27 protein-coding genes and 2 tRNA genes are annotated in these 25,698 nt (G+C 69.5%); 6 read left to right on the top strand and 23 right to left on the bottom strand.

Annotated features, from left to right (window positions below; translation table 11 throughout):
• Positions 1–75 precede the first annotated feature (75 nt).
• Complete coding sequence (locus KSNIM_RS25125; protein ID WP_263105400.1) at positions 76–600, bottom strand: hypothetical protein; 525 nt, start codon at positions 598–600, stop codon at positions 76–78.
• 463 nt (positions 601–1,063) lie between these two features.
• Between KSNIM_RS25125 and KSNIM_RS25120 the strand changes: the two genes are divergently transcribed.
• Both KSNIM_RS25120 and KSNIM_RS25115 read left to right on the top strand, forming a co-directional pair.
• Positions 1,064–1,987: a hypothetical protein gene (locus KSNIM_RS25120; protein WP_263105399.1), complete on the top strand. Its 924-nt coding sequence runs from the start codon at positions 1,064–1,066 to the stop codon at positions 1,985–1,987.
• 120 nt (positions 1,988–2,107) lie between these two features.
• Positions 2,108–2,917: a hypothetical protein gene (locus KSNIM_RS25115; protein ID WP_263105398.1), complete on the top strand. Its 810-nt coding sequence runs from the start codon at positions 2,108–2,110 to the stop codon at positions 2,915–2,917.
• A gap of 112 nt (positions 2,918–3,029) precedes the next feature.
• On the opposite strand, the gene clpX is transcribed toward KSNIM_RS25115, so the two are convergent.
• The 5 genes from clpX to KSNIM_RS25090 all read right to left on the bottom strand — a co-directional run bounded on the left by clpX (position 3,030) and on the right by KSNIM_RS25090 (position 8,032).
• Entirely contained in the window at positions 3,030–4,316 is a 1,287-nt protein-coding gene (gene clpX, locus KSNIM_RS25110) for an ATP-dependent Clp protease ATP-binding subunit ClpX (RefSeq protein ID WP_263105397.1), read from the bottom strand.
• A gap of 349 nt (positions 4,317–4,665) precedes the next feature.
• Entirely contained in the window at positions 4,666–5,322 is a 657-nt protein-coding gene (locus tag KSNIM_RS25105; RefSeq protein WP_030270507.1) for an ATP-dependent Clp protease proteolytic subunit, read from the bottom strand.
• A 50-nt stretch (positions 5,323–5,372) separates the two neighbouring features.
• On the bottom strand, positions 5,373–6,002 hold the full coding sequence (locus KSNIM_RS25100) for an ATP-dependent Clp protease proteolytic subunit (protein WP_052390707.1): 630 nt from the start codon (positions 6,000–6,002) through the stop codon (positions 5,373–5,375).
• A gap of 306 nt (positions 6,003–6,308) precedes the next feature.
• A complete protein-coding gene (gene tig, locus KSNIM_RS25095) occupies positions 6,309–7,700 on the bottom strand; it encodes a trigger factor (protein ID WP_263105396.1) in 1,392 nt (463 codons plus the stop codon).
• Positions 7,701–7,958: 258 nt separating this feature from the next.
• A tRNA-Pro gene (locus KSNIM_RS25090) sits at positions 7,959–8,032 on the bottom strand.
• Between the two features lie 165 nt (positions 8,033–8,197).
• Here KSNIM_RS25090 and KSNIM_RS25085 point away from each other — a divergent pair.
• A tRNA-Gly gene (locus tag KSNIM_RS25085) sits at positions 8,198–8,271 on the top strand.
• Between the two features lie 63 nt (positions 8,272–8,334).
• On the opposite strand, the gene KSNIM_RS25080 is transcribed toward KSNIM_RS25085, so the two are convergent.
• From KSNIM_RS25080 to KSNIM_RS25015, 14 genes are all read right to left on the bottom strand, one after another.
• Positions 8,335–9,489 carry a tyrosine-type recombinase/integrase gene (locus KSNIM_RS25080; RefSeq protein WP_263105395.1) on the bottom strand — a complete coding sequence of 385 codons (1,155 nt, stop codon included), beginning with the start codon at positions 9,487–9,489 and terminating at the stop codon, positions 8,335–8,337.
• A complete protein-coding gene (locus tag KSNIM_RS25075) occupies positions 9,489–9,698 on the bottom strand; it encodes an excisionase family DNA-binding protein (protein WP_263105394.1) in 210 nt (69 codons plus the stop codon). The genes KSNIM_RS25080 and KSNIM_RS25075 overlap by 1 nt, the downstream gene beginning before the upstream one ends.
• Positions 9,691–10,968, bottom strand: a complete 1,278-nt coding sequence (locus KSNIM_RS25070; protein WP_263108105.1) for a replication initiator — start codon at positions 10,966–10,968, stop codon at positions 9,691–9,693. Before KSNIM_RS25070 ends, KSNIM_RS25075 begins: the two co-directional genes overlap by 8 nt.
• 125 nt (positions 10,969–11,093) lie before the next feature.
• Positions 11,094–11,267: a hypothetical protein gene (locus tag KSNIM_RS25065; RefSeq protein ID WP_263105393.1), complete on the bottom strand. Its 174-nt coding sequence runs from the start codon at positions 11,265–11,267 to the stop codon at positions 11,094–11,096.
• A 3-nt stretch (positions 11,268–11,270) separates the two neighbouring features.
• Positions 11,271–11,456: a hypothetical protein gene (locus tag KSNIM_RS25060; RefSeq protein WP_263105392.1), complete on the bottom strand. Its 186-nt coding sequence runs from the start codon at positions 11,454–11,456 to the stop codon at positions 11,271–11,273.
• A 95-nt stretch (positions 11,457–11,551) separates the two neighbouring features.
• Positions 11,552–12,100, bottom strand: a complete 549-nt coding sequence (locus tag KSNIM_RS25055; protein WP_263105391.1) for a GGDEF domain-containing protein — start codon at positions 12,098–12,100, stop codon at positions 11,552–11,554.
• Between the two features lie 74 nt (positions 12,101–12,174).
• Positions 12,175–12,711: a hypothetical protein gene (locus KSNIM_RS25050; protein ID WP_263105390.1), complete on the bottom strand. Its 537-nt coding sequence runs from the start codon at positions 12,709–12,711 to the stop codon at positions 12,175–12,177.
• A 10-nt stretch (positions 12,712–12,721) separates the two neighbouring features.
• Complete coding sequence (locus KSNIM_RS25045) at positions 12,722–12,910, bottom strand: hypothetical protein (RefSeq protein ID WP_263105389.1); 189 nt, start codon at positions 12,908–12,910, stop codon at positions 12,722–12,724.
• A 15-nt stretch (positions 12,911–12,925) separates the two neighbouring features.
• Positions 12,926–13,117: a mobile element transfer protein gene (locus KSNIM_RS25040; protein ID WP_263105388.1), complete on the bottom strand. Its 192-nt coding sequence runs from the start codon at positions 13,115–13,117 to the stop codon at positions 12,926–12,928.
• Between the two features lie 14 nt (positions 13,118–13,131).
• Positions 13,132–13,818: a DUF2637 domain-containing protein gene (locus KSNIM_RS25035; RefSeq protein WP_263105387.1), complete on the bottom strand. Its 687-nt coding sequence runs from the start codon at positions 13,816–13,818 to the stop codon at positions 13,132–13,134.
• Between the two features lie 364 nt (positions 13,819–14,182).
• The gene (locus tag KSNIM_RS25030; RefSeq protein WP_263105386.1) at positions 14,183–14,356 is read right to left on the bottom strand and encodes a hypothetical protein; all 174 of its coding nucleotides are present in this window, start codon (positions 14,354–14,356) and stop codon (positions 14,183–14,185) included.
• A 79-nt stretch (positions 14,357–14,435) separates the two neighbouring features.
• Positions 14,436–15,830: an FtsK/SpoIIIE domain-containing protein gene (locus KSNIM_RS25025; protein WP_263105385.1), complete on the bottom strand. Its 1,395-nt coding sequence runs from the start codon at positions 15,828–15,830 to the stop codon at positions 14,436–14,438.
• A 5-nt stretch (positions 15,831–15,835) separates the two neighbouring features.
• A complete protein-coding gene (locus tag KSNIM_RS25020; RefSeq protein WP_263105384.1) occupies positions 15,836–16,183 on the bottom strand; it encodes a hypothetical protein in 348 nt (115 codons plus the stop codon).
• A 139-nt stretch (positions 16,184–16,322) separates the two neighbouring features.
• Positions 16,323–17,102, bottom strand: a complete 780-nt coding sequence (locus KSNIM_RS25015) for a GntR family transcriptional regulator (RefSeq protein WP_263105383.1) — start codon at positions 17,100–17,102, stop codon at positions 16,323–16,325.
• Between the two features lie 18 nt (positions 17,103–17,120).
• On the opposite strand from KSNIM_RS25015, the gene KSNIM_RS25010 reads away from it, so the two are divergent.
• Positions 17,121–17,591, top strand: coding sequence for an NUDIX hydrolase (locus KSNIM_RS25010; RefSeq protein ID WP_263108104.1), 471 nt, complete (start codon positions 17,121–17,123; stop codon positions 17,589–17,591).
• Positions 17,592–17,594: 3 nt separating this feature from the next.
• On the opposite strand, the gene KSNIM_RS25005 is transcribed toward KSNIM_RS25010, so the two are convergent.
• Positions 17,595–18,479, bottom strand: coding sequence for a nuclease-related domain-containing protein (locus tag KSNIM_RS25005; RefSeq protein ID WP_263105382.1), 885 nt, complete (start codon positions 18,477–18,479; stop codon positions 17,595–17,597).
• A gap of 1,704 nt (positions 18,480–20,183) precedes the next feature.
• Between KSNIM_RS25005 and KSNIM_RS25000 the strand changes: the two genes are divergently transcribed.
• Positions 20,184–22,748: a KAP family NTPase gene (locus KSNIM_RS25000; protein ID WP_263105381.1), complete on the top strand. Its 2,565-nt coding sequence runs from the start codon at positions 20,184–20,186 to the stop codon at positions 22,746–22,748.
• A gap of 1 nt (position 22,749) precedes the next feature.
• On the top strand, positions 22,750–23,397 hold the full coding sequence (locus tag KSNIM_RS24995; RefSeq protein ID WP_263105380.1) for a hypothetical protein: 648 nt from the start codon (positions 22,750–22,752) through the stop codon (positions 23,395–23,397).
• 939 nt (positions 23,398–24,336) lie between these two features.
• Here the strand turns inward: KSNIM_RS24995 and KSNIM_RS24990 are convergent.
• Positions 24,337–24,471: a hypothetical protein gene (locus tag KSNIM_RS24990; protein ID WP_263105379.1), complete on the bottom strand. Its 135-nt coding sequence runs from the start codon at positions 24,469–24,471 to the stop codon at positions 24,337–24,339.
• A gap of 427 nt (positions 24,472–24,898) precedes the next feature.
• A partial coding sequence (locus KSNIM_RS24985) for a LysM peptidoglycan-binding domain-containing M23 family metallopeptidase (RefSeq protein WP_263105378.1) occupies positions 24,899–25,698 on the bottom strand: 800 nt, incomplete at its 5' end.

The following is a 25,698-nucleotide window of genomic DNA, read 5'->3' as shown; positions in this document are numbered from 1 at the left end:
TTCTGCCTAGTAGCGTGCATGCCACAACCCGCTTGCGGGCATGCGGTTTTGCCCGCCCTTGGCGGTTCGGCCGGATCAGCCGTGCCGGGCCTCCGGCACCTGCGCGGCCCGGCCTCCGTGCCGGCGGCGCAGCTCGGCCGCGATCTCCGCACCCTCGCCCTCGGGAAGCAGCGGCAGCATCATCGCGACGGCCTGCAGCATCCCGCCGAGCAGGTAGGTGGTGTCGGGGGTGGCCGCGACCAGCGTGCGGACGGCCGCGACGTCTCCGGTGCCGACGGCCTCGACCAGCCGGGCGGGGTCGGCGGCGTCCTCGTCGAGCAGCACGCCGGAGGTGTCCGCGGGGGCACGGCGGGCGAGCGAGCGCAGCACCCGGTCGGCGGCCTCGGGCGCGTACGCCTTGCGGACCGCCTCGGCCGCGATCCACACCAGCAGGGTGGCCACCTCGCGCTCCACGTGGTCGGCGAGGAGCCGGTCCAACTGCGCGTCGAAGGACAGCTGGTTCCCGTGCCGGAATGCCAGCAGCAGGGATGCCGCCCGGGCCTTCGCCGTCTCGACCTCGTGCTGCGGCAGTTCGTCGGCCAACTCCGTGGTCACCGCCATGACGTGCCCTCCCGTCAGTCGCACACCCGAATGGGGACATCTGCACACCGTACACATCCCAACTCCGAACACCGGTGGAACGCGCGCACGCACAAACGGAGATAATGCGCCAGACAAACGGTCACCGGGATTCATCGGCCCACTGTCGGACGCACACGATGAAATACCGCCGAACGGACTATCAAGAACGGCGCAGAATATACCGAATGGCGGATTTCACGCCGGTCCGGGCGGTGCACCGGCCGGGGCGTGCGGCGACGTTGGAGGGTGGCCCGCCCGTCCTCTGGGTATTGGGAGGGCGACGGGGGACGGCCGTCGCCGCCTGCCGCCCGGACCACCCCGGCGGGTGCGGACGGCCGTGCGGTAGCGTGCCCGGATACTCGCGCGGGCAGCCGTGCGGGTACTGACGAGGATTACGCCAAGTTCAGGCCGCGGAACGCCGTGGCGGGGGAGATCGATTTCGATGTACGGCCAGGGTCAGCAGTATCCGCAGGGGCAGCCGCAGCAGCCGTACGGCCAGCCGCAGTACGGGGGCGCCCCGCAGCCGCCGGCGTACGGCGCACCGCAGCCGCCCTCCTACGGCTACCCGCAGCAGCCGCCCGCCCCGCCGTACGGCGCCCAGCCCGGCTACCCGCAGGCTCCCGTGCCCGGGCAGCCGCAGCCCTACGGCGCACCGGGCGGCTACCCGCCGCCGACCCCGCCGAAGAGCAACACCGGTCTGGTGATCGGCCTGGTGATCGGCGCCGTGGTGCTGATCGGCGGCGGTCTCGCGGTCTGGGGCCTGTCCGGCAGCGAGGGCGGCAGCAGCACCAGCGGTGGCACCGGCGGCACCGGCAGCACGGGCGGCGGCACGGTCGCCTCCGCCGCGTACAAGCTGGAACTGCCGATGTCCCTGCCGGACGGCCACACCCAGCAGAAGGCCACCTCCGCCCCGGCCACGCCCGGCCCCGACGGCCAGAAGCCGGCCTGCTCGGACGGCACCGCCGTGGCCGGCAGCTACACCAAGGGCCAGACGGACATGGTGCAGGTCGTCGGCTGCTACGGCTCGGTGGCGACCCCCGAGCTCGTGCTCGTCGCCCTGGAGGCCGAAGCGGTGAAGCCGAAGACGCTCGCCGGTACGACCGTCACCAGCACCTGGAAGACCCGGCCGACGGAGTACCCGGCGGGCAGCGCCGGTGCGCCCGGCGCCAAGCTCAAGTGCGGGGTGCTGACCACCAACGCCACCAAGACCGCCGCCGGAAACACCGTCTGCTTCTGGGCGGACCGCTGGACGGCGGGCGAGGTGGTCTTCGCCGACCTGAGCTTCACCGGGAAGGCGCCGATCACGCCCGCCGAGGCCGCGGTGAAGGCCGCCGCCATCCGCGGCGCCGTCGAAATCAAGAAGTAGCCGTAGCGCCGGCGAGGCTGCCGGCCGGGAGCACCGGCCGGCAGCAGCCGGTCCCGGCCGGCCGGCCGACACCGGCCGGTCGGGAAGCAGCCAGGGCCGACCCCGTCGAAAGGACCTCCGGTGTCCGAGCAGAATCCGTACGGCGGCCCGCCGCCGTCCCCACAGCCGTACGGGGCGCCGCCCCCGCCGCCCGCCCAGCCCGGTTTCGGCCCCCCGCAGCAGCCCGGCTACGGCTACCCGCAGCAGCAGCCCCCGTCGCCGTACGGGCAGCCTGCCGGCTACGGGGTGCCGGCCCAGCAACCCTGGGGCGGCGGGGTCGTCCCGCAGCCGCCGAAGTCCCGCAAGACGCTGTGGGTGGTGCTCGGCTGCGTCGGCGGCGCCATCCTGCTCGGCGGCGGCCTGGCCGGCTACTTCGTCTATGACGTGACCTCAAAGACCGACAACTACCGGATCTCGCTGCCGAGCTCCTTCCAGGGCCTGCCGCGCGAGGACTCCAACCCGCTCGCCCAGAAGCTGGAGTCCGGGCTCAACGGCTCGCTCGGCAAGGGCAGCAACGCCTGGTCGCCGACCCCGGTCAGCACCGTGTACACCGACCGGCAGAAGGTGGTCGCGGTCTTCGGCGGCTACGGCACGGTGCTCTCCCCCGGCAGCCAGATCGACGACTTCTACACCAACTTCGAGAAGGGCGCGAGCAGCCAGGGCACCACCTTCAGCGGACGACGGGACTTCGAGCCGGGCCCGCTCGGCGGCCGGCTGAGCTGCGAGGTCATGCACGCCCCGACCGAGGACGACAGCCTGTGCGCCTGGGCGGACGGCTCCACCTTCGTCGCCGTGCTCACCGGCGAGGTCGACCAGGACTCCGATGTGGACCTGGACGCCGCGGCGGCCGCCGCCCGCGCGCTGCGGCAGATCGCCGAGGTGCCCAAGTAGCGCCCTCCCCCTGACGGGACAGGTCGGCGAACGACAGCACGGCGAAGGCCCTGCACCGCTTCCGGGTGCAGGGCCTTCGCCGTGTGTCGCCGTGAGTCGTGGCGGCGGAGCGTCAGGCGCTCTTCTCGCGGCGCTCGCGCTTGATCATGTCGCGCGGCACGAGGGTCGGGATGGCGTGCTTGGAGACGACGTCCCCGGTCACGACCACGCGGGCGACGTCCTGGCGCGAGGGCACCTCGTACATCACGGACATCAGCACCTCCTCCATGATCGCGCGCAGGCCGCGGGCGCCGGTGCCGCGCAGGATCGCCTGGTCGGCGATGGCCTCCAGCGCGTCCCGGGTGAACTCCAGCTCCACGCCGTCCAGCTCGAAGAGCTTGCGGTACTGCTTGACCAGCGCGTTCTTCGGCTCGGTGAGGATCTGCAGCAGCGCCTCGCGGTCCAGGTTGTGCACGCTGGTGATCACGGGCAGACGGCCGATGAACTCGGGGATCATGCCGAACTTCACCAGGTCCTCCGGCATGACCTGCCGGAAGTGGTCGCTCGCGTCCGACTCCCGCTTGGAGCGGATGGTCGCGCCGAAGCCGATGCCCTTGGCGCCGGCCCGGCCCTCGATGATCCGCTCCAGGCCCGCGAAGGCACCGCCCACGATGAACAGCACGTTCGTGGTGTCGATCTGGATGAACTCCTGGTGCGGGTGCTTGCGCCCACCCTGCGGCGGCACCGAGGCGGTGGTGCCCTCAAGGATCTTCAGCAGCGCCTGCTGCACGCCCTCGCCGGAGACGTCGCGGGTGATCGACGGGTTCTCGCTCTTGCGGGCGACCTTGTCGATCTCGTCGATGTAGATGATCCCGGTCTCGGCCTTCTTGACGTCGTAGTCCGCCGCCTGGATCAGCTTGAGCAGGATGTTCTCGACGTCCTCGCCGACGTAACCGGCCTCGGTCAGCGCGGTGGCGTCCGCGATGGCGAACGGCACGTTCAGCATCCGGGCCAGGGTCTGCGCCAGCAGGGTCTTGCCGGAGCCGGTGGGGCCGAGCAGCAGGATGTTGGACTTGGCCAGCTCGATGGCGTCCTCGCGGCCGTTGCCGGCCCGGCCGTTCTCACCGGCCTGGACGCGCTTGTAGTGGTTGTAGACCGCGACGGACAGCGCCTTCTTCGCGAGGTCCTGGCCGACCACGTACTGGTCGAGGAACTCGTAGATCTCGCGGGGCTTCGGCAGCTCCTCGAAACGGACCTCCGAGGACTCCGCGAGCTCCTCCTCGATGATCTCGTTGCAGAGGTCGATGCACTCGTCGCAGATGTAGACGCCAGGCCCGGCGATCAGCTTCTTCACCTGCTTCTGCGACTTGCCGCAGAACGAGCACTTGAGCAGGTCGCCACCGTCTCCGATGCGTGCCACGAGGTGCTTCCCCTTCGCCAGGGGCCCCGCAGCTCTCCGGGGCCTGGTGCTGTGGACCGGCTGCGCCGTCGGCGGTCGGTCTCGCTATCCGACGGTACTCTGCCGAGCCGGTGATTCCGCCGACTTCGACAGCTCTGCCCTACGCCCTGGGCGAATTGATACCGAACAGAAGCCGTCTCACGGGCATGGGCCCATACTGCATTGTGCCCGTCCGGCCGCCTCGACCGGAACGGATCGGGGCGGGGCGTACGTCACTGTCGCGCGCCCCCGTACCGTCCGGCACTCCCGCACCGGTGGTTCGTGAGGAACCGACAGCCGCGCACGGCCCCGCCCCCGAAGCCGCGAAGGCTCAGCCCGTCAGCGAGGACTTGCGGGTCGAGATGATCTGGTCGATCAGCCCGTACTCCAGCGCCTCCTCGGCGGTCAGGATCTTGTCGCGCTCGATGTCGTCGCGGACCGTCTCGACCGGCTTGTTGGAGTGCTTGGCCAGCATCTCCTCCAGCTGCTCGCGCATCCGGAAGATCTCCTTGGCCTGGATCTCCAGGTCGGACACCTGGCCGCGGCCGGTCTCGGTGTACGGCTGGTGGATCAGGATGCGGGCGTTCGGCAGCGCCATCCGCTTGCCCGGGGTGCCGGCCGCCAGCAGCACGGCCGCGGCGGAGGCCGCCTGGCCCATGCAGACGGTGGTGATGTCCGGCTTCACGTACTGCATGGTGTCGTAGATGGCCGTGAGGGCCGTGAACGAGCCGCCGGGCGAGTTGATGTACATCTGGATCTCGCGGTCCGGGTCCATCGACTCCAGGCACAGCAGCTGGGCCATGATGTCGTTGGCCGAGACGTCGTCCACCTGCGAGCCGAGGAAGATGATGCGCTCCTCGAACAGCTTGGCGTACGGGTCGTACTCGCGGATGCCCTGGGAGGTGCGCTCGACGAAGCGCGGCACGATGTAGCGGCCCTCGGCACGGGGGCCCTGGAACTCGCCGCGCGGCGTGTAGGGAGTGTTCATGGGGTGTTCGGTCCTCCGAAGCGTGCGGTCTGGAAGTCTGGGGCCGGCCGTCAGGCGGTGAAGCCTGCGCCGGTGCCGCCGCCGCCGGGGACGTCCGCGGCGCTGTGCATGATCTCGTCGATGAGGCCGTACGCCTTGGCCTCCTCCGGGGTGAACCAGCGGTCGCGGTCGGAGTCAGCGGTGATCTGGTCGAAGCTCTGGCCGCTGTGGAAGGCGATCAGCTCGGACATGCGCTTCTTGGTGCGCAGCAGCTGCTCGGCCTGGATCCGGATGTCGGACGCCGAACCGCCCAGACCGGCGGAGGGCTGGTGCATCAGGATGTTGGCGTTGGGCAGCGAGAAGCGCTTGCCCTTGGCGCCGGCGGTGAGCAGGAACTGGCCCATGGAGGCCGCCATGCCCATCGCGATGGTCACCACGTCGTTCTTGATGTACTGCATGGTGTCGTAGATCGCCATGCCCGCCGAGATCGAGCCGCCCGGGGAGTTGATGTACAGGAAGATGTCCTTCTCCGGGTCGGCGGCCAGGAGGAGGAGCTGCGCGGTGATCTTGTTGGCGATGTCGTCGTCGACCTGCTGGCCGAGGAAGATGATGCGCTCGTTGAGCAGCCGGTTGTAGACCTGGTCGCCCAGGCCGCCGAGCACGTCACCGGCGGCGGCGCGCGGCGCCGTCAGGCCATCCATCTGCATCTGCGGGAACGTCACTTAGCCACCTGCTCAGTCGATCTGCGTGTGTGTCGCTGTCCACCGACCCTAACGCGCAGGCCGCGACTCAGAATCCCCCACGCAGAACTGTTCGCTGTGAGCGCAGGGTGTGCGCGGAAATACGGGGCCGCCGGTGTCGCGGCCGGGCTCCCGGGGTGTCACGGCCGCCCCGGCAGAGGCCGGCGGCGGAGGCACGGGGCCGAGGCAGGCTGCGGACGGGCGACCGGACAGCAGTGGCCCGGACACCGTGCGGTGTCCGGGCCACTGCTGTCAGCGGGCTGAAGATCAGGCCTCGGCGGACTCGTCGGCGACCTCGACGGTCTCGACGGCGTCGGTGGCCTCGGTCTCGTCCTCGTCGTCCTCGAAGGAGACGGTCTCACCGTTGCTGTCGGTGACGGTGGCGGCCTCGACGACCAGGGCCAGCGCCTTGCCGCGGGCGACCTCGCCGACCAGCAGCGGAACCTGGCCGCCCTGGACGATCTGCTGGGCGAACTGGTCCGGGGTGAGGCCCGAGCCGGCGGCGCGACGGATGAGGTGCTCGGTCAGCTCCTCCTGGCTGACGTTGAGCTCCTCCTTCGCGACGATCTCGTCCAGGACGAACTGGGTCTTGATGCCCTTCTTCGCCTGCTCCTCGGTCTCCTTCTCGTAGTCCTCGACGGACTTGTCCTGGGTGGCGAGGTAGGTCTCGAGGGTCATGCCCATGGGCTCGAGCTGGTGGTGCTCGAGGTTGTGCTTGCGGGTCTCGACCTCGTCCTTGAGGAGCTTCTCCGGGTACTCCATCTCGACCCGGGTCAGCAGCTCGTCCAGGACCTTCTCCTGGGCCTGGGTGGCCTGGTCGAACTCCTTCATGCGCTCGAGGCGCTTGCGGGAGTCGTCCTTCAGCTCGTCCAGGGTGTCGAACTCGCTCGCCAGCTGGGCGAACTCGTCGTCGAGCTCGGGGAGCTCCTTCTCCTGGACGGTGGTCACGGTGACGGTGACCTCGGAGCTCTTGCCGGCCTGGGTGCCGCCCTTGAGCTCAGTGGTGAAGGTCTTGGACTCACCGGCGGACAGGCCGATCACGGCGTCGTCGATGCCGTCCAGCAGGCGGCCGGAGCCGATCTCGTAGCTCACGCCGGTGGCGGTGCCGTCCTCCGGCACCTCGCCGTCGACCTTGGCCTCGAGGTCCACGACCACGACGTCGCCGGCAGCGGCGGCGCGCTCGACGTCCTTCACGGAGGAGAAGCGCTCGCGGAGCTGCTCCAGCGACTTCTCGACGTCCTCGTCGGCGACCGAGACGGCGTCGACGGTGACCGAGATCTCCGAGAAGTCCGGGAGGGTGATCTCCGGGCGGACGTCCACCTCGGCGGTGAACTTCAGGTCGCCGCCGTCGGCGATCCGCTCCACGCCCTCGATGTCGGTGATCTCGGGCTGGCCGAGGACCTCGATCTTGCCCTCGTCGACGGCCTGCGTGTAGAAGCGCGGCAGGGCGTCGTTGACGGCCTCCTCCAGCACCGCGGCACGGCCGAAGCGCTGGTCGATGACGCGAGCCGGGATCTTGCCCTTGCGGAAGCCCGGAACCGTGACCTGCTGGTTGATCTTCTTGTACGCCGCGTCGAGGCTGGGCTTGAGCTCCTCGAAGGGCACCTCGACGGTGAGTCGAACCCGGGTCGGGTTCAGAGTCTCGACGGCGCTCTTCACGGTTTGGTCTCCTATGGGCTTGCGGTCAGGTTGTCTCCGCCCGACGTCCCCGGCCAAACGGCCGGTCGGTCGGGCGAGACGGGCGATGGGCGATTGGGGCTGCATCTCCCGTACGGGGGTGGACGGTGAGCGTGACTCCTCGCCCTCGGGCGGCTGCCGCCTGTGTGCATGCCACAGGTACTACCGCCATCGGCCCATCCTACCGGTACCACGAAAGCAACAGGGCCCCGCCCGCCTGACGAGACCCTGCCGAAAGCGTCGGGGTGACCGGATTCGAACCGACGGCCTTCCGCTCCCAAAGCGGACGCGCTACCAAACTGCGCCACACCCCGTAGTGCCGAAAGAGAGAGTACACGCCGGTCCGCTGCCTCCTCGCCGTAATATCAGCAGGCACCGGAGCGAAAGCGGTGTGCATTCGGCCGACCCGACCAGGTAGGCTGGCCCCCGTTCCCGAGGCCCGCACCGGCCGAGGGGCGACGTGCCGTCAACGCACGTACGCGGGCGTAGCTCAATGGTAGAGCCCCAGTCTTCCAAACTGGCCACGCGGGTTCGATTCCCGTCGCCCGCTCCACAGCAAAGGCCCCAGCTCAGCGACATGATCGCGGAGCTGGGGCCTTTGTCGTCTGAGGGGATTTCAGGGCGTCGTGCCCCTCGCGTGCCCCTTCGGATCGGCCGTGCCCTTCCGTGCTCTCGGACGGGCCTTGCTCACGAGTTCGCTGACCGCCCGGGCGATCGAGCGCTCCCGCTCCGCGGTGGCGTGCTGATAGATCAGCGCGGCCCGCGCAGTGCTGTGCCCCATCCTCGCCATGAGCTCCCGGGTGCTCGCCCCGGTCGAGGCAGCGAGGGTGTTCCCGGTGTGCCGAAGATCGCGGAAGCGAAGACCGGTCACGCCCGCCCCGGCGCACGCCCTGCGCCACAGCCGATTGAAGTGGTTCCGCCGCGGCATGACGCCCGTAGGCCCGACAAACACCTTCCCGTCGCTCCCCTGCTCGGCGAAGAGGCCCAGGTGTTGCCTCACCTCGGCGAGGATCACCTCGGGGATCGCCACCGTCCGGACGCCGGCCGCGGTCTTGGGCAGCTTGGTGATCCGCTCCCCATTGGGCAGCTCGGCCACGGACTGACGGACCCGGATCGTGCCGAGACCCGGGTCGACGTCCCGCCGGCTCAGCCCCAGCAGCTCGCCCCACCGCAGCCCGCAGAAGGCGGCGAGCAGCACGAGCACCCGGTACCGCTCCCCGATCTGCCCGGCGACGGCATAGACCTCGGCCACCGTGGCGATCGGCCGCTCCGGGGTCTCCTCCTTGCTGCCTCCCTTGATCTGGCACGGGTTGCGCCGGATCAGCCGGTCGGCGACGGCGGTGTTCAGCACGGCCCGCAGCAGGGCGTACGACTTGGCCACCGTCGAGGCCCCGACGCCGGCGGACAGCCGAGCGGCGCGCCAGGCCCGGACGGCGGCCGGGGTGGTGTCGGCGACGGGAGTCCGTCCGAAAGTCGGCGCCAGGTGGAGACGGAGCAGCGTCTCGTACAGCTGAACCGTGCGCACCCCGAGGCCCCGCTCGGCGATCCAGGCTTGGGCGAACGCACCGAAGGCGATCTTCCCGGCATCAGGGTCGGACCACTCCCCCGCCCGCAGCTCGGTCTGTGTGGCGGCGAGCCAGTCATCGGCCTTCCGCTTGGTGTCGAAGGTCTCCGGGGCAGCACGGAGGACGCCGTCCGGTCCGATGTAGCGAGCCTGCCAGCGCCCGGAGGGCAGCTTGCGGACCCGGCCGAAGGCACGGCGGCCGGCCATCAGGCAGCCACCCCCAGCCGGGAGCGCCGGACGGGCGGACGAACGGTGCCCGCTTCGATGAAGGCCGCCAGGACCGATGCCCTGATCCGGACGTGCCGGCCGACCTTCACGTACTCGATGCGCCGCTCCTCGATCAGGCGCCGCGGGAAGCGCACCGTGGTCCCGAGGACGTCGGCCACCTCCTCGACGCTCAACAGCCGGTCAGCCATGGGTCGGTTCTCCTTCCGTTCCGGGTGCGGGTTGCAGTGCTTGGGCGAGCCAGGCTTCGCCGCGGGTGAGGCCGGTGCCGGCGAAGGCCCAGTGGGAGAGGACGAGGGTGGTCTCCTCGGTCGCCGGGGTGTCGGGGCCGTGGAGATGTTCGAGGGCTTGGGCGCGGCGCCAGGCGGCGCGGGCATCACGAAGCGCGCCGAGGGTGGTGGAGTAGCGGCGGGTCTTGGTGGAGAAGTGGCCGCGGAAGCCGAGCATGTGGGCCCAGGCGCGGAGGCGGAGGTCGGCGAGTTCGGGGCGGTTGCCGAGGGTCCAGCAGGTGCGGATGAGGCGGCGGGCGTGTTCGGGGATGTAGAGGTGGATGATCTCGGCGATCAGGCGCACGGGGCGGTCGAGGGTCCCGGTGGCGGTCTCGGCGCCCTTGGTGGCGTATTTGGCGATGTAGGCGGCGACGGCCCGTTCGGTGATCTGGACCGGGCCGGTGAAGTCGGCGCTGCGGATGGTGCGGATGTCGAGCTGGGTGCCGAAGGCGAAGCGGTGCTCGCGGCCGTCGACCAGGGGGCCGGGGATGTCGGTGCGGCGGGCGGCGGCCCGGATCGCATCGGTCAGCAGCTCGGGGGTCGCCCAGTCCGGGGGTGGGGTGTCGCCGCCGTCGGGGCCGTCGAGGCGGATCACGGCGTGGAAGTGGATCGCGCCGCGCTTTTGGTACTCGGCGACCTTCCCGAAGGAGATCCGGGCGTGCTCGCGGAAGGCGCGTTGGGTGAGTCCGGCGCGCTTGGCGACCTCGCGGCGCAGGTGGATGGAGAACCGGGCCCAGAGCTTGCCGGCGTGGGCGTTCCATAGCACCGCCTGCTGGTAGTCGTAGCGGTCCGGGTCGAGGGGTGAACCGAGGGCCGGGTCGTTGACCGGGTGCTCGATGCCGCAGCGGCAGCGGCCGGAGGTGGGCCGGTTGTGGACGGGGCCGAAGCTGGGGGCGGTGAAGGTGGCGAACACCCGCGGGTGCGCGGCCACGGTGGCCGGGGTGCCTTTGCCGCCGGTCAGTCCGGCGGTGATCAGGTGGAAGGTGTCGCGGCGGTAGGTCTCGGTGCAGGACGCGCACCGGGTGGTGCGGCGGTTGCCGCAGCGCAGCAGCAGGTTGCCGGCGGGTAGGTCGGAGGATTCCAGGTGGTGCAGGACCTCACCGGCGGTGTTGGTCTCGGTGCGCCAGCCGGTGAGGCGGATCGGGGTGGTGCAGCCGGCGAGCGCGGAGAGCTGGCGCATGAGGGCGGGCATGGTGCCGAGTCGGGCGAGGCCGAGGAGATCGGCGACCGGGGGTAAGGCGGTGGCGGTCAAGGGAGTCACCTCCGGTGAGTGGCCGGCCCCGAAGCCGGGTGGTTGGTGGCTTCGGGGCCGGACGGTCAGGACGGGTCGGGGGCGGGCTTGGTGTGCTGGTCGGTCCAGGTCTCGGCGCAGACCTTGTGGACGGGCTTGCCGCGGTCCGAACGCAGGTTGGTGGGCCGCTCACAGACGCCGCAGGGGGCGGGCTTGTTGTCCCAGTGCCGGGCGTCGCGCCAGTTGAGGAGCGCGCCCATGTCTCAGGCCCGGGCGGTGGCGGTAGGACGTCGCACGGGGAGGTGACCAGTGCCGTGGCAGGTGCGGCAGTCCGCGGCGATCGTCACGCGGGTGCCGTCCGGGTGCCGGGTGCCGGTGGCGATGGCGGCGCGGGCGAAGCCGTCGCAGGCGGGGCAGATCGGGGCGTTGGCCTGGCTGTGCTGGGGCATGATGAAGGTCTCCTTCGTGGGCTTTGGGTTCGTGGAGGGGTGAGGTCCTCGGGGCGGGATGCTTGGCGGCTTTGCCGTCCCGGGGACCGGTCTTGCTAGCGGCGGCGGGAGGTCCGGCCGCCGGGCTTGTGGGCGTACATGTCGCGGTCCGCGGCGGCCAGCGCGTCGGTGAGCGACGGGACCGGCAGGCTGGCCAGGTGGCAGACGCCGACCGAGGCCCCGACCGGCAGCTCCAGGCCGGCCACGAACGTTCGCCTTGTAAGGGCGGCGCTGAGCGCTTCCAGCCGGTCGGCGGAGTCGAGGGCGACGGCGGCGAACTCGTCTCCACCGAGGCGGGCGGCCAGGCCATTGGGTCCGCACCAGGCGGTGAGCCGTTCGGCGGTGGCGGTGAGGACGGCGTCCCCCGCGGCGTGGCCGTGGGTGTCGTTGACCTTCTTGAAGTCGTCCAGGTCGACCAGCAGCACTGTGGTCCGGTCGGGGTGGCTGCGGATGAGGCGTTCGGCGCGGGTGGTGAAGCCGTCCCGGGTGAGCAGGCCGGTCAGCGGGTCGCGGCGGGCGGTGGCCAGGCGGCGGGCGAGCCAGGTGCCGTGGGTGGTCCAGCCGAGCAGCGGGACGCCGGCGGCGAGGATCGGGGCGAGGTCCATCGGTGCAGTTCCTCTCGAAGGGGTGCGGAACCGCGGGGCGGGATGCTTGGCGGCTTTGTCGCCCCGAGGCCCGGTCAGATGCCGAGGGACAGTGCGCGGGCGGACGCCCGGTCGAGCAGGTGGTGCACGTCGGCCTGGCGGGTGCCGGGCGCGTCGTTGAATCGGTCCGGGGAGGCGTGGGGTCGTCCGGTGGCGTGGAGGACTTCCATCAGCTGGACCCGGCCGCGGAGGACGGTGGTGGGGGTGCCGTAGCCGTGGGCGAGGACGGCGGCCTGGGCGCCGAGGAGGCAGACCCGGCCGGTCTCGTCCCACAGGCGGCCCTGGGTCCAGCCGAACGCGGTCATGTACCGGGAGGCGAGCTGCAGGTGGTCGGCGATGGTCACCGGCACGGGCCGGGCCGGGCGGCGGGTGAGCCGGTCGAGGAGCGTCGCGGTCGGGGCCGGGTATCCGGCGTTCCAGGGCCGGAGGGTGGCACCGAGGGGGCAGACGTACGGGACGGCCAACTGGGCGGCGGCGGGGAGGGTAGCGAGGTAGGTCTCGATCTCGGCGACGAGGGCGGTGACCTCCGGGGTGAGGGCAAGCGGGGCGGGTAGCAGGAGAGCGGCGGTCATGGCGGGCCCGCTACTTGCCGGTGACGGCGGTGACGCCGGAGCGGGTGGTCTGGTCGATGGCCGGGGCGAGGAAGGTTCCGGCGACGTAGAAGCCGAAGAGGGCGATCAGGGCGGCGACCCACATGCGGATGCCGAGGAGCTTGACGGCGGTCCAGGCGAGGGCGCCGAGGACGACGACCAGGGGCAGGGTGACGTTCACGGTGGGTGTCTCCTGTCAGCGGACGGGGCAGTGGTGGGTGCGGGCGGCGATCTCGGCGGCGGCGCGGGAGTCGTAGTCGGCGGAGAAGCCGCAGCGCGGGGCGGTGCAGGCGGCGGTGTGCTTCTCGCGGCCGCGGCCGTCGTAGTAGGTGGCGACCTGCACCGGGCCGATGCGGATCACGTTGCGGGGGCGGATCGGGCGAGGCATGACGGGTTCTCCTGTCAGGCGAGTTGGGCGGCGATGGCGTCGGCGAAGTGCGGCGGGACGCCGAGCCGGGCGCGGAGGGTGTCGGTGTCGATCGGCTCGCCGGTGCGGGCGCGGTGGTCATCGGCGACCTTGCGGGCGTGGTCGACCAGCGCGGCCGGCACGGCCAGCGGCGGTGCAGGTGCCGGGGTAGGCGGCAGAGCGGGCAGCGGCTCGGGCACGGTGACGGCTTCGGGCGCGGGCTCGACCGGAGCTGCAGGCGGCGCCGGTTCGGCTTCGTAGATCGGGAGTTCGGGATCGGCGTCGATGGCCGGGGCGTCCGGTTTGGCGTGCGGGGTGGGGCTGTGGGCGAGGAGGGTGCCGCCGAAGAAGGCGAGCGCGGGCCACCCGGCGACGAGGATGCGAAGCCACGCGGGGACGTGGACCAGGTCGAGGAGTCCGGCGGTGGCGACGTTCGCGCCGAGCGAGGCGGCCAGGGCGATGCCGAACCAGGTCCAGGCCGAGCCCGCCGGGCGGCCGGCGGCGCGAAGGGTGCGCATCCGGCGCCAGGCGGCGACGAGGAGCAGGTCGACGGAGACCGGGTAGGCCCAGGCCTTCCAGTCGTGCTGTCCGGCGGCTTCGGCGATGTCGTGGAGGTGGGCGAAGGACAGGGCGCCGGCGATGGCGGCCTGGATCAGGACGGCGTCCGGGCGTGGCAGTCGCATGGTCCGTTCTCCCTTCGTGGTTGGTAGGTGGACGGGACGGGTAGTCCGTGGTCGTGGACGGGGAGGCGAAGGCCTCCATCGCGGTGAGGTAGGCGGCGGTTTCGGCGGCCAGCTCTCGGGCGAAGGCGAGCTGATCGGCAACCGAGGCGCGGTCGTCTCCCGCGATGGAGAGCCTGAGGCCGCCGCAGGCGACGGACAGGATCGGGGTCCGCTGCTGTCCGTAGGCGTGGCACTTCACCCAGGACGACCCGTCGAAGTTGAAGGAGATGGAGCCGGACATTGGCGGTCCTCTCATGGCTGTTCGGGCATGGCGGGGTAGGGACGTGACGTGGGAACGGCCGCGCCGCCCGACGGGGTTGCGGTGCTACTGGGCGGCGGTGCCGGTGCCGAGGCAGGTGGGGCACAGGACCTCGACCTCGCCGGCAGGGCGGGACTTCTTGCCCCGGCCGACGGTGTGGGTCTCGCGGACCCAGCCCTCACCGGCGCAGCCGGGGCACGGGGGCGGGGCCTGCTTGGTGCTGGTCTTCCTGGCGGGCATGACCGTTCCTTCCGGGTTCGGGCATGGCGGGGTAGGGACCTGGCGCGGGGCGGTCGCGCCGACCGGTGGGCAGGGGGTGTTAGTCGGTGGCTGGCTTCGGGACGAGCCGGGGCGGCGCCGCGGGCTTCGGCGGGACCACCACGGTCTGCGGGGCCGGGATCGCGGGGCGGAAGGCGGCGAGGGCGGGCAGGTCGGGGACCAGGTGGGCGTGCTCGCGGCAGATCCGGGCCGCGTCGGCCAGCGACAGGTCGGGGGTGCGGATGCGGGACCAGCCGCCGGAGGTGTCGCCGGCGACGGCCAGGCCCGGGGTCTCGGGGGCGATCTGCGTCGAGGCGAGGACGGCATCGGGTGAGATGTCGCCGAGTCCCATGTCGGCGGTCTGCCGGTCGTTCACCCGGTGGACGACCCGGCCGGTGAGCTGGGCACGGAGCATGGTGGCGCCCTTGCCCAGCTCGGAGCCGAACCGCTGCCCGCAGACCTCCAGGAACATGCCGGCCGCGCGGCCGATCTGCGCGAGGCGGATCAGTTGGGTGACCATGTGGTCGTGCCGCTCTTCTTCCCTGCGGGTGGCGACGAGGAACAGCTCGGCGACCTCGTCCACCAGCAGGACCAGCGGCACCGGCCGCAGCTCGGCGGGCAGACCCCAGATGTCCGAGGTGATGTCCTCCACTGGCACCGAACCGGGGATGCCCTGCTGGCGGCGGATCAGCTCGTAGCGGTCCTCCATCTCGCCGACCAGCGCATCCAGCAGCGCGGATGCCTGCTCCGGGTCGGTGGCCAACGCGGACAGCCGCGGGGCGAACGGCGCCTGCTCGACACCGCGCTTGCAGTCGATCCCCGCCAGGGCGACCGGCCGCCGGGCGAGACCGGCGATCAGGTTCCGCATGAACACCGACTTGCCCGACAGGGTGGCGCCGAGGTTCAGGCCGTGCGGCACCGCCCGGTAGTCCCGGACGAACGCCGTCCCGTCCTCTCGCAGCGCCACCGGCACCACCAGGTCACCGGCCGGCAGGCGGCGCGGCATCCGCACGGTGCGGAGCACGTCGAAGCCGGTCATCCGCAGCTCCACCACACCGGGCTTGAGCACCGCCACGTGGACGGAGTGCACGCCCCAGGCGTGCCGCAGGCGTTCGGCCGACGCCTGGACGTCCGCCGGTTCCTGCCCCGGGGCCAGCCGCAGCCGAACCCGCAGGCCGGTCGAGGTCGGCCGGACCATCAGGATCCGCGGCGGGACCGGTCGAATCTCCCGGCGGGTGGTCGCCCGCATCAGCAGGACCCGCAGCCGGGACGGCTCCACCGTCAGCCCGCAGGCGTCCATCGTGCTGCCGTAGGTGGCGGAGAACCGCACCGCCGCGACCGGCAGACCAACCGCCGCCCAGAACAGCGCCGGCGCCTTGACCCGGGCGTACGCCGCTCCCCCGGCGAGGGCCGCCGCGGGGGCGGCCAGCTCGGCGAGCGTCAGCAGCTCGGACATGGTGATCAGCCCCGGGCCGGCGCCGGGACGAGCGAGGTGATCGCCGTCGCGCGGAAGGAGATGCCGTGCCGCTTCTGACCGTTGAACTCGTTCTCCCAGTCCCGCGCCTTCAGCCCGGTCACCGCGACCACCGTGCCCACCGTCAGACCCTCGCTGATCCCGGTCTCCGGCACCGACACCGTGTAGAGGCTCGCCTCACCGTCGTCCGCGATGGTCAGGCCCACCGTCAACATCCGCGCACCGGTCTCCCGGTCGATCGCGATCTCACCGGTCTGCTTGTTCACGACCTTCGGCGCCGGCGGGACGACCACGAAAACCACGGCCGTCGAAGTGTCGATCTTGAACGTAGCCATGCGGCAACTCTCCTCTAGAAGAGGCGATCTCATGCACTCATGTACATGAGTTGATGAATAGAAGAGTGCCTGACTCCTGTACATGAGTCAACCCGCTGCGGGAAGAATCCTGCAGCGGGTTGCGGAAGTTGATCGTCCGTCAATCGCGCGCGGCGAACCTGTAGTCGAGAACGAACTGGTCAGCCGCCATCACGGTGTCACAGACCTCAACCACACGACCGGCCGCCGTCGTGGCGTTCCGCACCAGATGGATGACCGGCGAGCCGGGGCTCAGCGCCAGCGCCGAGGTCTCCGCCTTGGTAGCGAGCCGGGCCCGAACCGTCTCGGTGAACTCGGCGAGAGAGTGACCGTGCTCCTCCAGGCGGGCATAGATCCCACCGCCCCCAGGGTTCTCGGCGAACATCTCCGGGATGTCCTTCACCACGTCCCACGGCAGGTAGGAGGTGGCTTCCTCGGTGGGCGTGCCGTCGCGGAAGTAGCGCCGCTTCCGAGCGAGCACCTTCGTGCCGGCCGGGACCGCCAGGCGCTCCGCGATCTCCTCCGGAGCCTCCACCGGACCGACGAAAAGGACATTCACCGACGGGGTACCGCCGGACTGCTCGGCCTCAGCCAGGTAGGCAGCCTTGCCGGCCAGCCGGTGAGCCCGGCGGAAGCGATCCGAGGACTTGCGCTGCACCGGGGGCCGAGAGCGAACGAAGGACCCTCGCCCGTGGTGGGTCTCGATCAGCTGGGTCGTCCGCAGCTCGGCAACGGCCTTCCGAACGGTGCCGGACGCCACCCCGTAGCGCTCCATCAGCTCGGACTCACTCGGAACGGCCGCCCCGGGGGCCAGGACTCCCGAACGGATCTGCGCGGCCAGGTCATCCGCGATCTGCAAATACTTCGCTTTGGCCGTCGAGGCCGCTTCGCCGCTCGCCATAGTCCTTAGGGTGCTCCTATTCTCCTGTACATGAGTAGCAGTCCCGCAGTTCAAGCGTCAACGCCGCTCCACTCCGTGTCGGTGGCCGGTGTTGTCGTCCGCGAGGACGGCCGAATCCTCGCCATTCGACGTGCGGACAACGGCACGTGGGAGCCGCCCGGTGGCGTGCTCGAACTCAGCGAGACCGTCGAAGACGGTGTCTGCCGCGAGGTCTTCGAGGAGACAGGCATCAGGGTTCGCGTGGAGCGGCTCACCGGCGTCTACAAGAACATGACCCGAGGCATCGTCGCCCTGGTCTTCCGGTGCCGGCCCGAGGGCGGCCAAGAGCAGCTCTCCGAGGAGTCGACCGCAGTCGACTGGCTGACCCCGGACGAGGTGCGCGCCTCGATGGGCGAGGTGTACGCGGTCCGGATCACCGACGCGCTCGAAGACGAGGCTCCCCACATCCGTGCACATGACGGTCGCACCCTGGTAGCCGCCGCGAGCTGAGCCTCATCGTGCCCAGGTGCGGCTGTCTCGCGCGACTGTGTAGACGCGCTCCACCTGCTCGGCAGACATCCGAGGTGTGCGGCCCGAGAGGCGGCGATCCGCCTCCCTCCCGTCCAGGAGGAGCACAGGCGCCAACTCGGACGTCACCGTGATCGATGCCGCTCCGAGCACGGCAATCACGGGTTGCACGGGCACCTCGAATCCGCACCGTCCCGATAAGAGCCGACTGACCCGCGCCCCCTCCCGCTGGCTGATCGGGACGTACTGCGTAGAGGACCGGTTCACCGTCACGGCATGGTCGCCCTGCCATACCGCGGCGCCACGATGATGCTTGGTGTTGACGACGAACACGCCCGGCAGGCCGATGACTAAGTGATCAATATCAGCGCCTCCGCTCGGCGGCTGCACCGAGTGCAGGACCTTCCAGCCATCCCGACGGAGCCGGTTGAGTCGGCCACCGACGAGCCGTTCACCTCGCAGGCCGACCGCCCATGAATGCGCCGACGTCGTCTCCCGACTGAGCCAGTAGGCGAAGCGGCGCTTCCACCAGGACGGCTCCTCTTCGGCGATCTTCCGCCGTAAGGCATCCCCGGGCTTGTTGAGCGCCAGGTCCAGGCTGCCGCCCTCCGCGGCCGAGGGTGGTTCCGGCATGGCCTGCGGGGGTGCCTGCACCTCCGGCGTCAGACCGGCCAGACGTGGGGTCAGCACCCGTACCACAGCAGCGCGGTCCCGTTCGTCTGGGACCTCGATCCTTCCGGTGGCGAAGTCGTACCAGCCAACGGCCTGCTCAGCGCCCTGCCGGTTCACGTACAGCCGGTCATGCCCATACCGGCGCCAGCGCCGGACAGTGAACTCGCCGTCCATCCCCACCCCCGAGGCAACGATCACTCAACGCTCCAGCTCAACATGCCAGCCAGCAGGAGCCAAGACCGCCTTCGGCCATCGGTCGGTAGGCAGGAGGGGATGCGTAAAAACCTTCTCTACGGGTTCAAGGCGCCTCGCTCCGCTCGGCGGGCGGGGCGGGCGAAGCCCACGGGGAAGGCACATCACGGCGGGATCGGAGATCACCGGCGAGATTCCCGGCCTCCTGGAACTACTAGACGTAGCCTCACAATGTTCGGGGTGCCGCGCCTGCGGCGCGGCGGCGCCGGCCGTCCTCCGGCGCGCGCCCCGCCTCCTGTCTTCGCCCCGGCTGGGGCTTCGCCGTCGTCGGCCGCGCCCACAAGGGGCGAAGAGCTAAGGCCGGGGCAAAGACGGACAGGTCCAACTTCCACCCCCACACGGGCGGAGGACGGCGCAGAAGGCACAGCTCAGAACCAGGCCCGTCGGGGCCGGGGCGGGCGGCTCCGCGGTTTTACCCACCTGTCCGGACTGGGACCCGCGTCGAGCAAGAACGGGGGGCCACTCGGCCACATTGCGGTCAGGCCCAAAGAGCCCTGACCGAGTCGCAACAGCTTACGGCCCCCCGATCATGCTCGACCCCAACCCGAACAGGACACCGGCCAAAACCACTCCACCCCCCGTAGCATCGAGAACGCCCATCGACAGCTCATGCCACAGTACCCACCGACCTCGAGCACCTACAGAAGCGGTAGCTCGCGCTGGACATGGTGGACGAGACCCGATTCTGGAACGTGCACGTTCCGCCGGCCATCGCGGACGCCAGCAATGTGGTTATGGGTATCTCGGCCATCATTAGCACCCAGACGGAGTCCGCGCGACCGTTCATCCCGCCCTACAGCGAGACCGAACGGCCACCGGTCATTAGGTATCCGAATCCGCCGAACCGCGTGAAGGCCCCGATGGAAGGGACTGGGTGAAAGAGCAACATCAGGGGCGCAAACGCGAGTAGTCACGGTTCGTCACACTGCGGATCCACCCCGCAGGCGGCCGCGAGGTCCGTAACACCACCAAGGCATCGAACTGCCCGAGTGCCGGCCACTGTCCGAAGGCCCAGTGAAAGAGGCCGAGCCGGTGCGGTTCTGGCTCTCTGATCTACTCACCGATACTCCTGGTGATCGCTCGCTCCGCTCCACCAGGCTCTGCTGGCGAATCGAGCACGGCTACCGGGATATGAAGCATGCGCTGGGGATTTGCCCACTAAGGCCACCTTTAACGGCCGCCCTGGCCATACCTCTACATCCTGCGGAGGCTGGCCATGACCGCAAAAGAACCAGCAGCCGCCTGAGCCTCTACCAAGTCGTCCGCAAGCCTCAGCTACTCCTTGTTACCTTGCCATAGCACCAACCTGGCCCAACTGAGGTGCCGGGAGCACTGTTCACGGCTGACCGGAGTCGCCGGACCAGCCTTGGAGTGGCCACTCGACCCGGGAATGGGGAGAGATTCATGGGATGAAATACTCTTTCAAATGCCCTAGCCCATCACAATACGTGACACACGCGACCAACGTTACAGCTAGCGCAGGCATCAGTCCGATGCTGCCCTTGACAGTCGGCGGCCCGGAGCGTAGCAGTAGAGGGAGAAGCCTACCAAATCCGCGCCGGCCCTCCCGCGACGGACGCTTGGCGGCGGCATTTCCGATCGCGCCGCACCGGCCTTTTCGCGAATCCAAAAGCCGCCACGGAAATTGCCATGTGCCCATTCGTTGCACAGATTCCTGCCAGATTAACCGACGATATCCTATTCGAGCAGAAGGATTTCCGGACAAGTCTGGAGAGTGTCGCTTCACACATTGCGCGACCCTGCGCCAGTGGCGCCCCTTCGCCACCCATGGTGTTTGCACTTTACGGCCGATGGGGCGCGGGTAAGTCCACCGCCCTCCGGGTACTGGAGCAGATGGTCGAAGAAAAGGTAGAGGCCGCTAACGCGTCTGACCGCTTCAGCAGGACATGGTACGAGGCGCCACTGTGGGAACGAGTGGAGGACGTCCGGGCGAGCCTTGCCTATGAAATCGTAAATGGCCTCACGGAAGGTGACCCCACGCTCCTCTCGGAATACCTTTACATCATCGCAGGAATGGAATCTAATTCCCCGTTGATCATGCCTAATGATGTTCCACTTCGATCCTCCCTCCAGGGAGCTATGGTATTCCAGCGCATACTCCAGAGCTACTCAAATGCCCCACCATTGCTGGAGCAATGGATGCGTCAGTGTGCCGACAGAATGGTCGCCGACCGCCTGAGCGAGACGGGCCCGGGTCCAGGTCGCGAGGGAAGCCACAGCCAGCGAGTCCACGTGGTTCTCGTGGACGACCTGGACAGGTGCCGCAAGGGCTTCACTGCCGACTTGCTCGCAGCGATCACGCAATGGCTGAGCCCAAATCAACAGAATCTGTTCTTCGTCATGGCCGCCAGCCGTGAACATCTCGTCGAGTCAGTACGTGAGCACCTCTTGCTCGGGCCCCGCTATCCGGAGCAGGCCTTGGAAAAGTACGTTCATCTCGGCGTGGAGGTACCCACTCTCCTGTCCTCTCCCGGGGATGTGGCGGAGTACCTGATCGGACTCACGAAGAAAATACCTAGTGTCAGCGGGGACGGCGACCTAGGGGAAAGGTTCAAAGAACTGGAGCAATTCCTGGCCGAGTCCGGCCGACGGTACCCGAACTGCCTCCTCGCTCCGCTCCTAAAAGTCGACGTTAATCTCACACCGCGGTCGGCCAAGCATCGCTTCAACACCTTCCTCGCCCAGTTCAAGCCTCAACCCGGCGTGCCGCTGTCGCCGGCCGACGTCAAGCAATGGGTGATGCGAGCGTTCTGGCCGAACTTCTGGTGGAGGTATTCCTGGAGCCTGAACCTGCAGGCGCAGACCACCGGACCGGAGCAACGCGAGCAGCTACGGCAAGTCAACCAGCTGACGGAGCAGGTCGATCAGCTCATCGACCTGGGTCGGGCGATCTCCGGCTTGTGGGAACTCGGCGATACCGAGCTCTGGCCCGCCTTGAAAACACTCGCGGACCAACGCGGCGCGGACCTCACCGATGTCGATCCGCAGCTGCTGCTCTACATCAACGCGGCGCCGGCTTGGCAGCCGCCTCCGCCCCCTCCTCTACAGGACGACGGCGAGAGTGATGGCGGAGGAGGACGAGGAGGGGAAGGAGGAGCTGGCTGGCACGGACTTCAGGGGATGCACACCTCAGTGGACGCCACTCGCCTGGGGTCAAACGTAAACGAACCGGCTGGATCGCTGGAGAATCAGGCCTTCCTGCTGTACCTCAAGGCCAACCAGGCGGAAGATGACGGCCGACTCGAACAGGCGAGAGCTGCGCTGGAGGAGATCAGACAGCTGACCCAGCAAACCGACTTCCCCAGCCATGCTGCGGCCACAGTTGGAAACTCTGCCCTCATCGCCGCTCGGGTGGCTGGCCAGGAACTGGCGTTGCAACTCCACCGAGCGGCCATGCGCCTCGCCCCGGGCCACTACAACATCATGCAGAACTATGCGGATTTCGTCCTGAAGCGAAAGATATCCGATGAGTACTCGGTCGTCGACGAGACCCTCAGGCGGCTGCTCAACGAAGGTGCCCATCATCGCCCGGAACGAACCCAGGCGCTCGTATTCCGGTTTGCCCGCGTCCGGAACCATCCCATACCGGAGGACCAGATCGATGCGGAAGTTCGGAGGATTCTCACGGGAATCGATTCCAACCCCTCCCTAGGGAACCTCTACGAGGCTATCGACACACTCGTCGAGCTCGACCAGCCCGAGGCTGTCCGGGAGGCGGCTCGCAGGGTTGCGGAGGCTGCTAGGTCCGACCATGTTCGCTACGCCGCGCTTCGGTTTTTCGCAGACTCGCTGGCATCCGACCAGGCCCGGCAAGCGAGCGATGTCTACCGATTCCTACTCTCTACCGGACTAGCCTGCCTGCCCGATAGCGACATGGATGGTGTAAACCACAATCTCGCAGTTTCCCTGTCGCAACTCAAATACATGAACATCGCAGCGATGCTCTGGGAAGACGTCTACCGGAATTCCCCGCACGACGATACGGTCCGCCGGTCCTTCGCGATCCACCTAAATGACATGAACCGTCAGGCCGCGGCCGAGGCCGTACTGCTCGGCCAGGAACTGGACCCACTCGGACTGGAGCCGGAGGCCCTTCCCGATCGCCTCGACCCGGACACCGAAGCCTGGTGGGAGCAGCTCGATCACACTCCCCACGCGCCCTGCGCATCAGTGGCTGCCAAGGAGGACAAGTAACGTGAGTGTGCAAGCTGCCAAAAAAACCTTTGAGACAACCAGGAAACGGCCGAACTGGATCCTCTCTGCCATCGTGACCGTCACCGGTGTACTGCTGCTGTGGGCGGCCGCAGTAGTGGAAGCCTACTGGCAGTCCATCTTCATCAACGTCGGTGCCGCCCTCCTGCTCTTCGCTGCACTGGCTCTGCTTCAGGATCAGCTGATGAGGAAGACGGAGGCCGCTAACGAGATCCTAAGGAAGGATCAGGAAGAGCTTTACAGCATCCTCCATGGCCAGCTCCCAGTGACTCCACAAGCGCCGCTGCCGAGGCAGGTGCTCGTTGACCAGGCTGTGAGTCGCACAGGCCGCGCCATCCTACGCGCTGGCTTCATTCAGGACCTCGGCCGGCATGAGGGCGCGGGTGCCAGTGACACCCTGTTCTTTGCAAGTCCCGACGGCCAGCGCACCTGGGAGCTCGGCTGCGGCCCGTCGCTATTCCATGTGCTCCTACTCGGCAACGGCCAGGCCCGAACATGGCCTCCGAATGGACGGGCGGGCGCGATTCTCCGCCAGGACGGCGACCAGCTGTCATCGAAAGACGAACGACTGCTCATGGCCTTCGAGAGTGAGGCCTATCGTCTGATCCACGAAATGGTCAATTTGCCGTGAAATGGCCCAGTTACATCCTCGGCCTGGGGACTGTCCCGGTCACCAGCGGTCAAGGCCGCCGACGCCGCCCCTGTTAGGTGATTCGGACACTGGTCTCGCTGTAACCCTGCAGCCAGGCATGGCAACATCTCATCGTTCAGAATCTCCACCGCCCACACGTACCTGGCACTCCATGACCTTCGGCGGTGATCCCCACACGCCATGCGGCGGCCTGCCTGGGATCAATCGACTCCGGACGGTCCTTCTTTCAGGGCTCAGGGCCTGCTCCCGGGCACACCGCGCGTGGCCAACATGCTACTCACGGGCCCACATCACTGCATCAAGAATGCTCCTGCTCGATCGAGGCGACTTCGAACCAGCCTGCGACGCCTTAGCGTCGGATCAGCCGATTTTCCTGATTCCTGATGATCATGTATGGGTTAAAGCATGCCCAGTAGCCGTTCTACGGACCCCAGGGGCAATCGAGAGGCCTTCGGGGCTGCTGGCCCGAGTAGCGGGCATAGGAGCAGCTGTGCCCGCTCCGTGCCCCTTGCATGCCCGTTCGGCCAGGAACCGGCGGGGAGGTGCGGGGAACAACGGCAAGGCGCCCCGCTCCCCCGCAGGTCAGCGAGTCGCCAGCTCAGCGGCAGTGCGGTGCCGGCGTCTTCCAAACTGGCCACGCGGGTTCGATTCCCGTCGCCCGCTCCAACGTCAAGGCCCCAGCTCAGCGACATGATCGCGGAGCCGGGGCCTTCGTCGTCCGAGCGGGCTTCCGTGCGCCGTGCCCGTTGCGTACCCCTTTCGGGCGGGGGGCGTGAGGTGGGTCGCGGCGTCAGGCGCGCGCCCGTGCGGCCCCTCGAGAGTGTGGTCGAACCGCCGCGGGGGCGACGCGGTCCGGACCACGGCCCCGGTTGCACGGCGGTCTCGCCGAGTCGGGGCCGTTGACCTGGTGGTGCCCGGTCAGCCCAGGTAGTGGCGGGTGACGGCGGCGGCGACGGCGTTGAAGTCGAGCCAGTCGCGGGAGGTGGAGTCGCCTCCGTTGTCGGAGCCGACGGTGTTGTCGCCGCCCACGTTGAAGATGTCGTCCCCGGCCACCTGGTTCTGGTCGCCGACGATGTTCTTGGTCGCCGATGACGAGGGTGCGGTGCTTGCGGGGCGGCTGCGGCGGTTGCCGCCGGCAGGCGGGCGGCGACGGCGACGGCGAGCAGGACGGCGGCGCGCTTGAGTCCTCGGGGCATGGCTCTTCCGCGACGAGGTTGTCGTGTCTGCGGCGGTAGGTCGCACCGGGCGTGCGTTCGGGAACGTTCGGCCGGTCGGGGGCGTGGTGCCCGCCGGGCCGGACCGCCCGGGAGGCCGCCGCACGGGCGCCCGCCGCCAGCGGTGAACTGCCCCTGTGCCAGGGGCGGTTGGGAACGGCCGAGGCCCGGCCCCGGGATCGTGGGATCCCCGGGCCGGGCCTTCGGATGCGGCGCGGTGTGCCTCAGCGTCGTTGCGTCGGCATGGTGCGCGTCGGCGGCGTGCGTCAGACGCGGACACCGTGGGCGGCGAGGTACGCCACCGGGTCGATGTCGGAGCCGTACGACGGGGTGGTGCGGACCTCGAAGTGCAGGTGCGGGCCGGTGACGTTGCCGGTCGCGCCGGAGAGGCCGATGATCTGGCCGGCGGTGACGGTCTGGCCGACCGAGACCTTCAGGGCCGAGAAGTGGGCGTACTGCGAGTACTTGCCGTCGGCGTGCTTGATGACGACGTTGTTGCCGTACGCGCCGCCCCAGCCGGCCTCGACGACGGTGCCGGCGGCGATGGCGTGGATCGAGGTGCCGGTGCTGACGGCGAAGTCGACACCGGTGTGGTAGCCGCTGGACCAGTTGGAGCCGGCCTTGTGGTACGGGGTGCCGAGGGGGGCGGCGACCGGCGCGACGTAGCCGGAGGCAGCGGCGGCGGGCTTGGCGGCCTCGGTCTTCGGGGCGGCGGCCGGCTTCGGCGCGGCGGGCTTGGCGGCCTCGGTCTTGGGGGCGGCCGGCTTCGGCGCGGCCTGGACCGGGGTGCGCTTCTCGGAGCGGGAGGCGGCCGCGGCGGGCTTGGCGGCCTCGGGCTTCGGGGCGGCGGCCGGCGCGGCGTGGCCGCCGACGGTCAGCTTCTGGCCCGGGAAGATCAGGTTCGGGTTGCCGCCGATGACCTGGCGGTTGTCCTGGTAGAGCTTCTTCCAGCCGCCGTCGACGTGCTGCGCGTTGGCGATCTTGGACAGGGTGTCGCCGTGGACGACCTTGTAGGTGGCGTCGGCGGCCGGGGCGGCGGCCGGAGCCGCGGCGGGGGCCTCGGCGG

The organism is Kitasatospora sp. DSM 101779 (genome assembly GCF_025655475.1).
Taxonomy (GTDB): Bacteria; Actinomycetota; Actinomycetes; order Streptomycetales; family Streptomycetaceae; genus Kitasatospora.
This window is presented reverse-complemented; position numbering and strand designations above follow the sequence as displayed.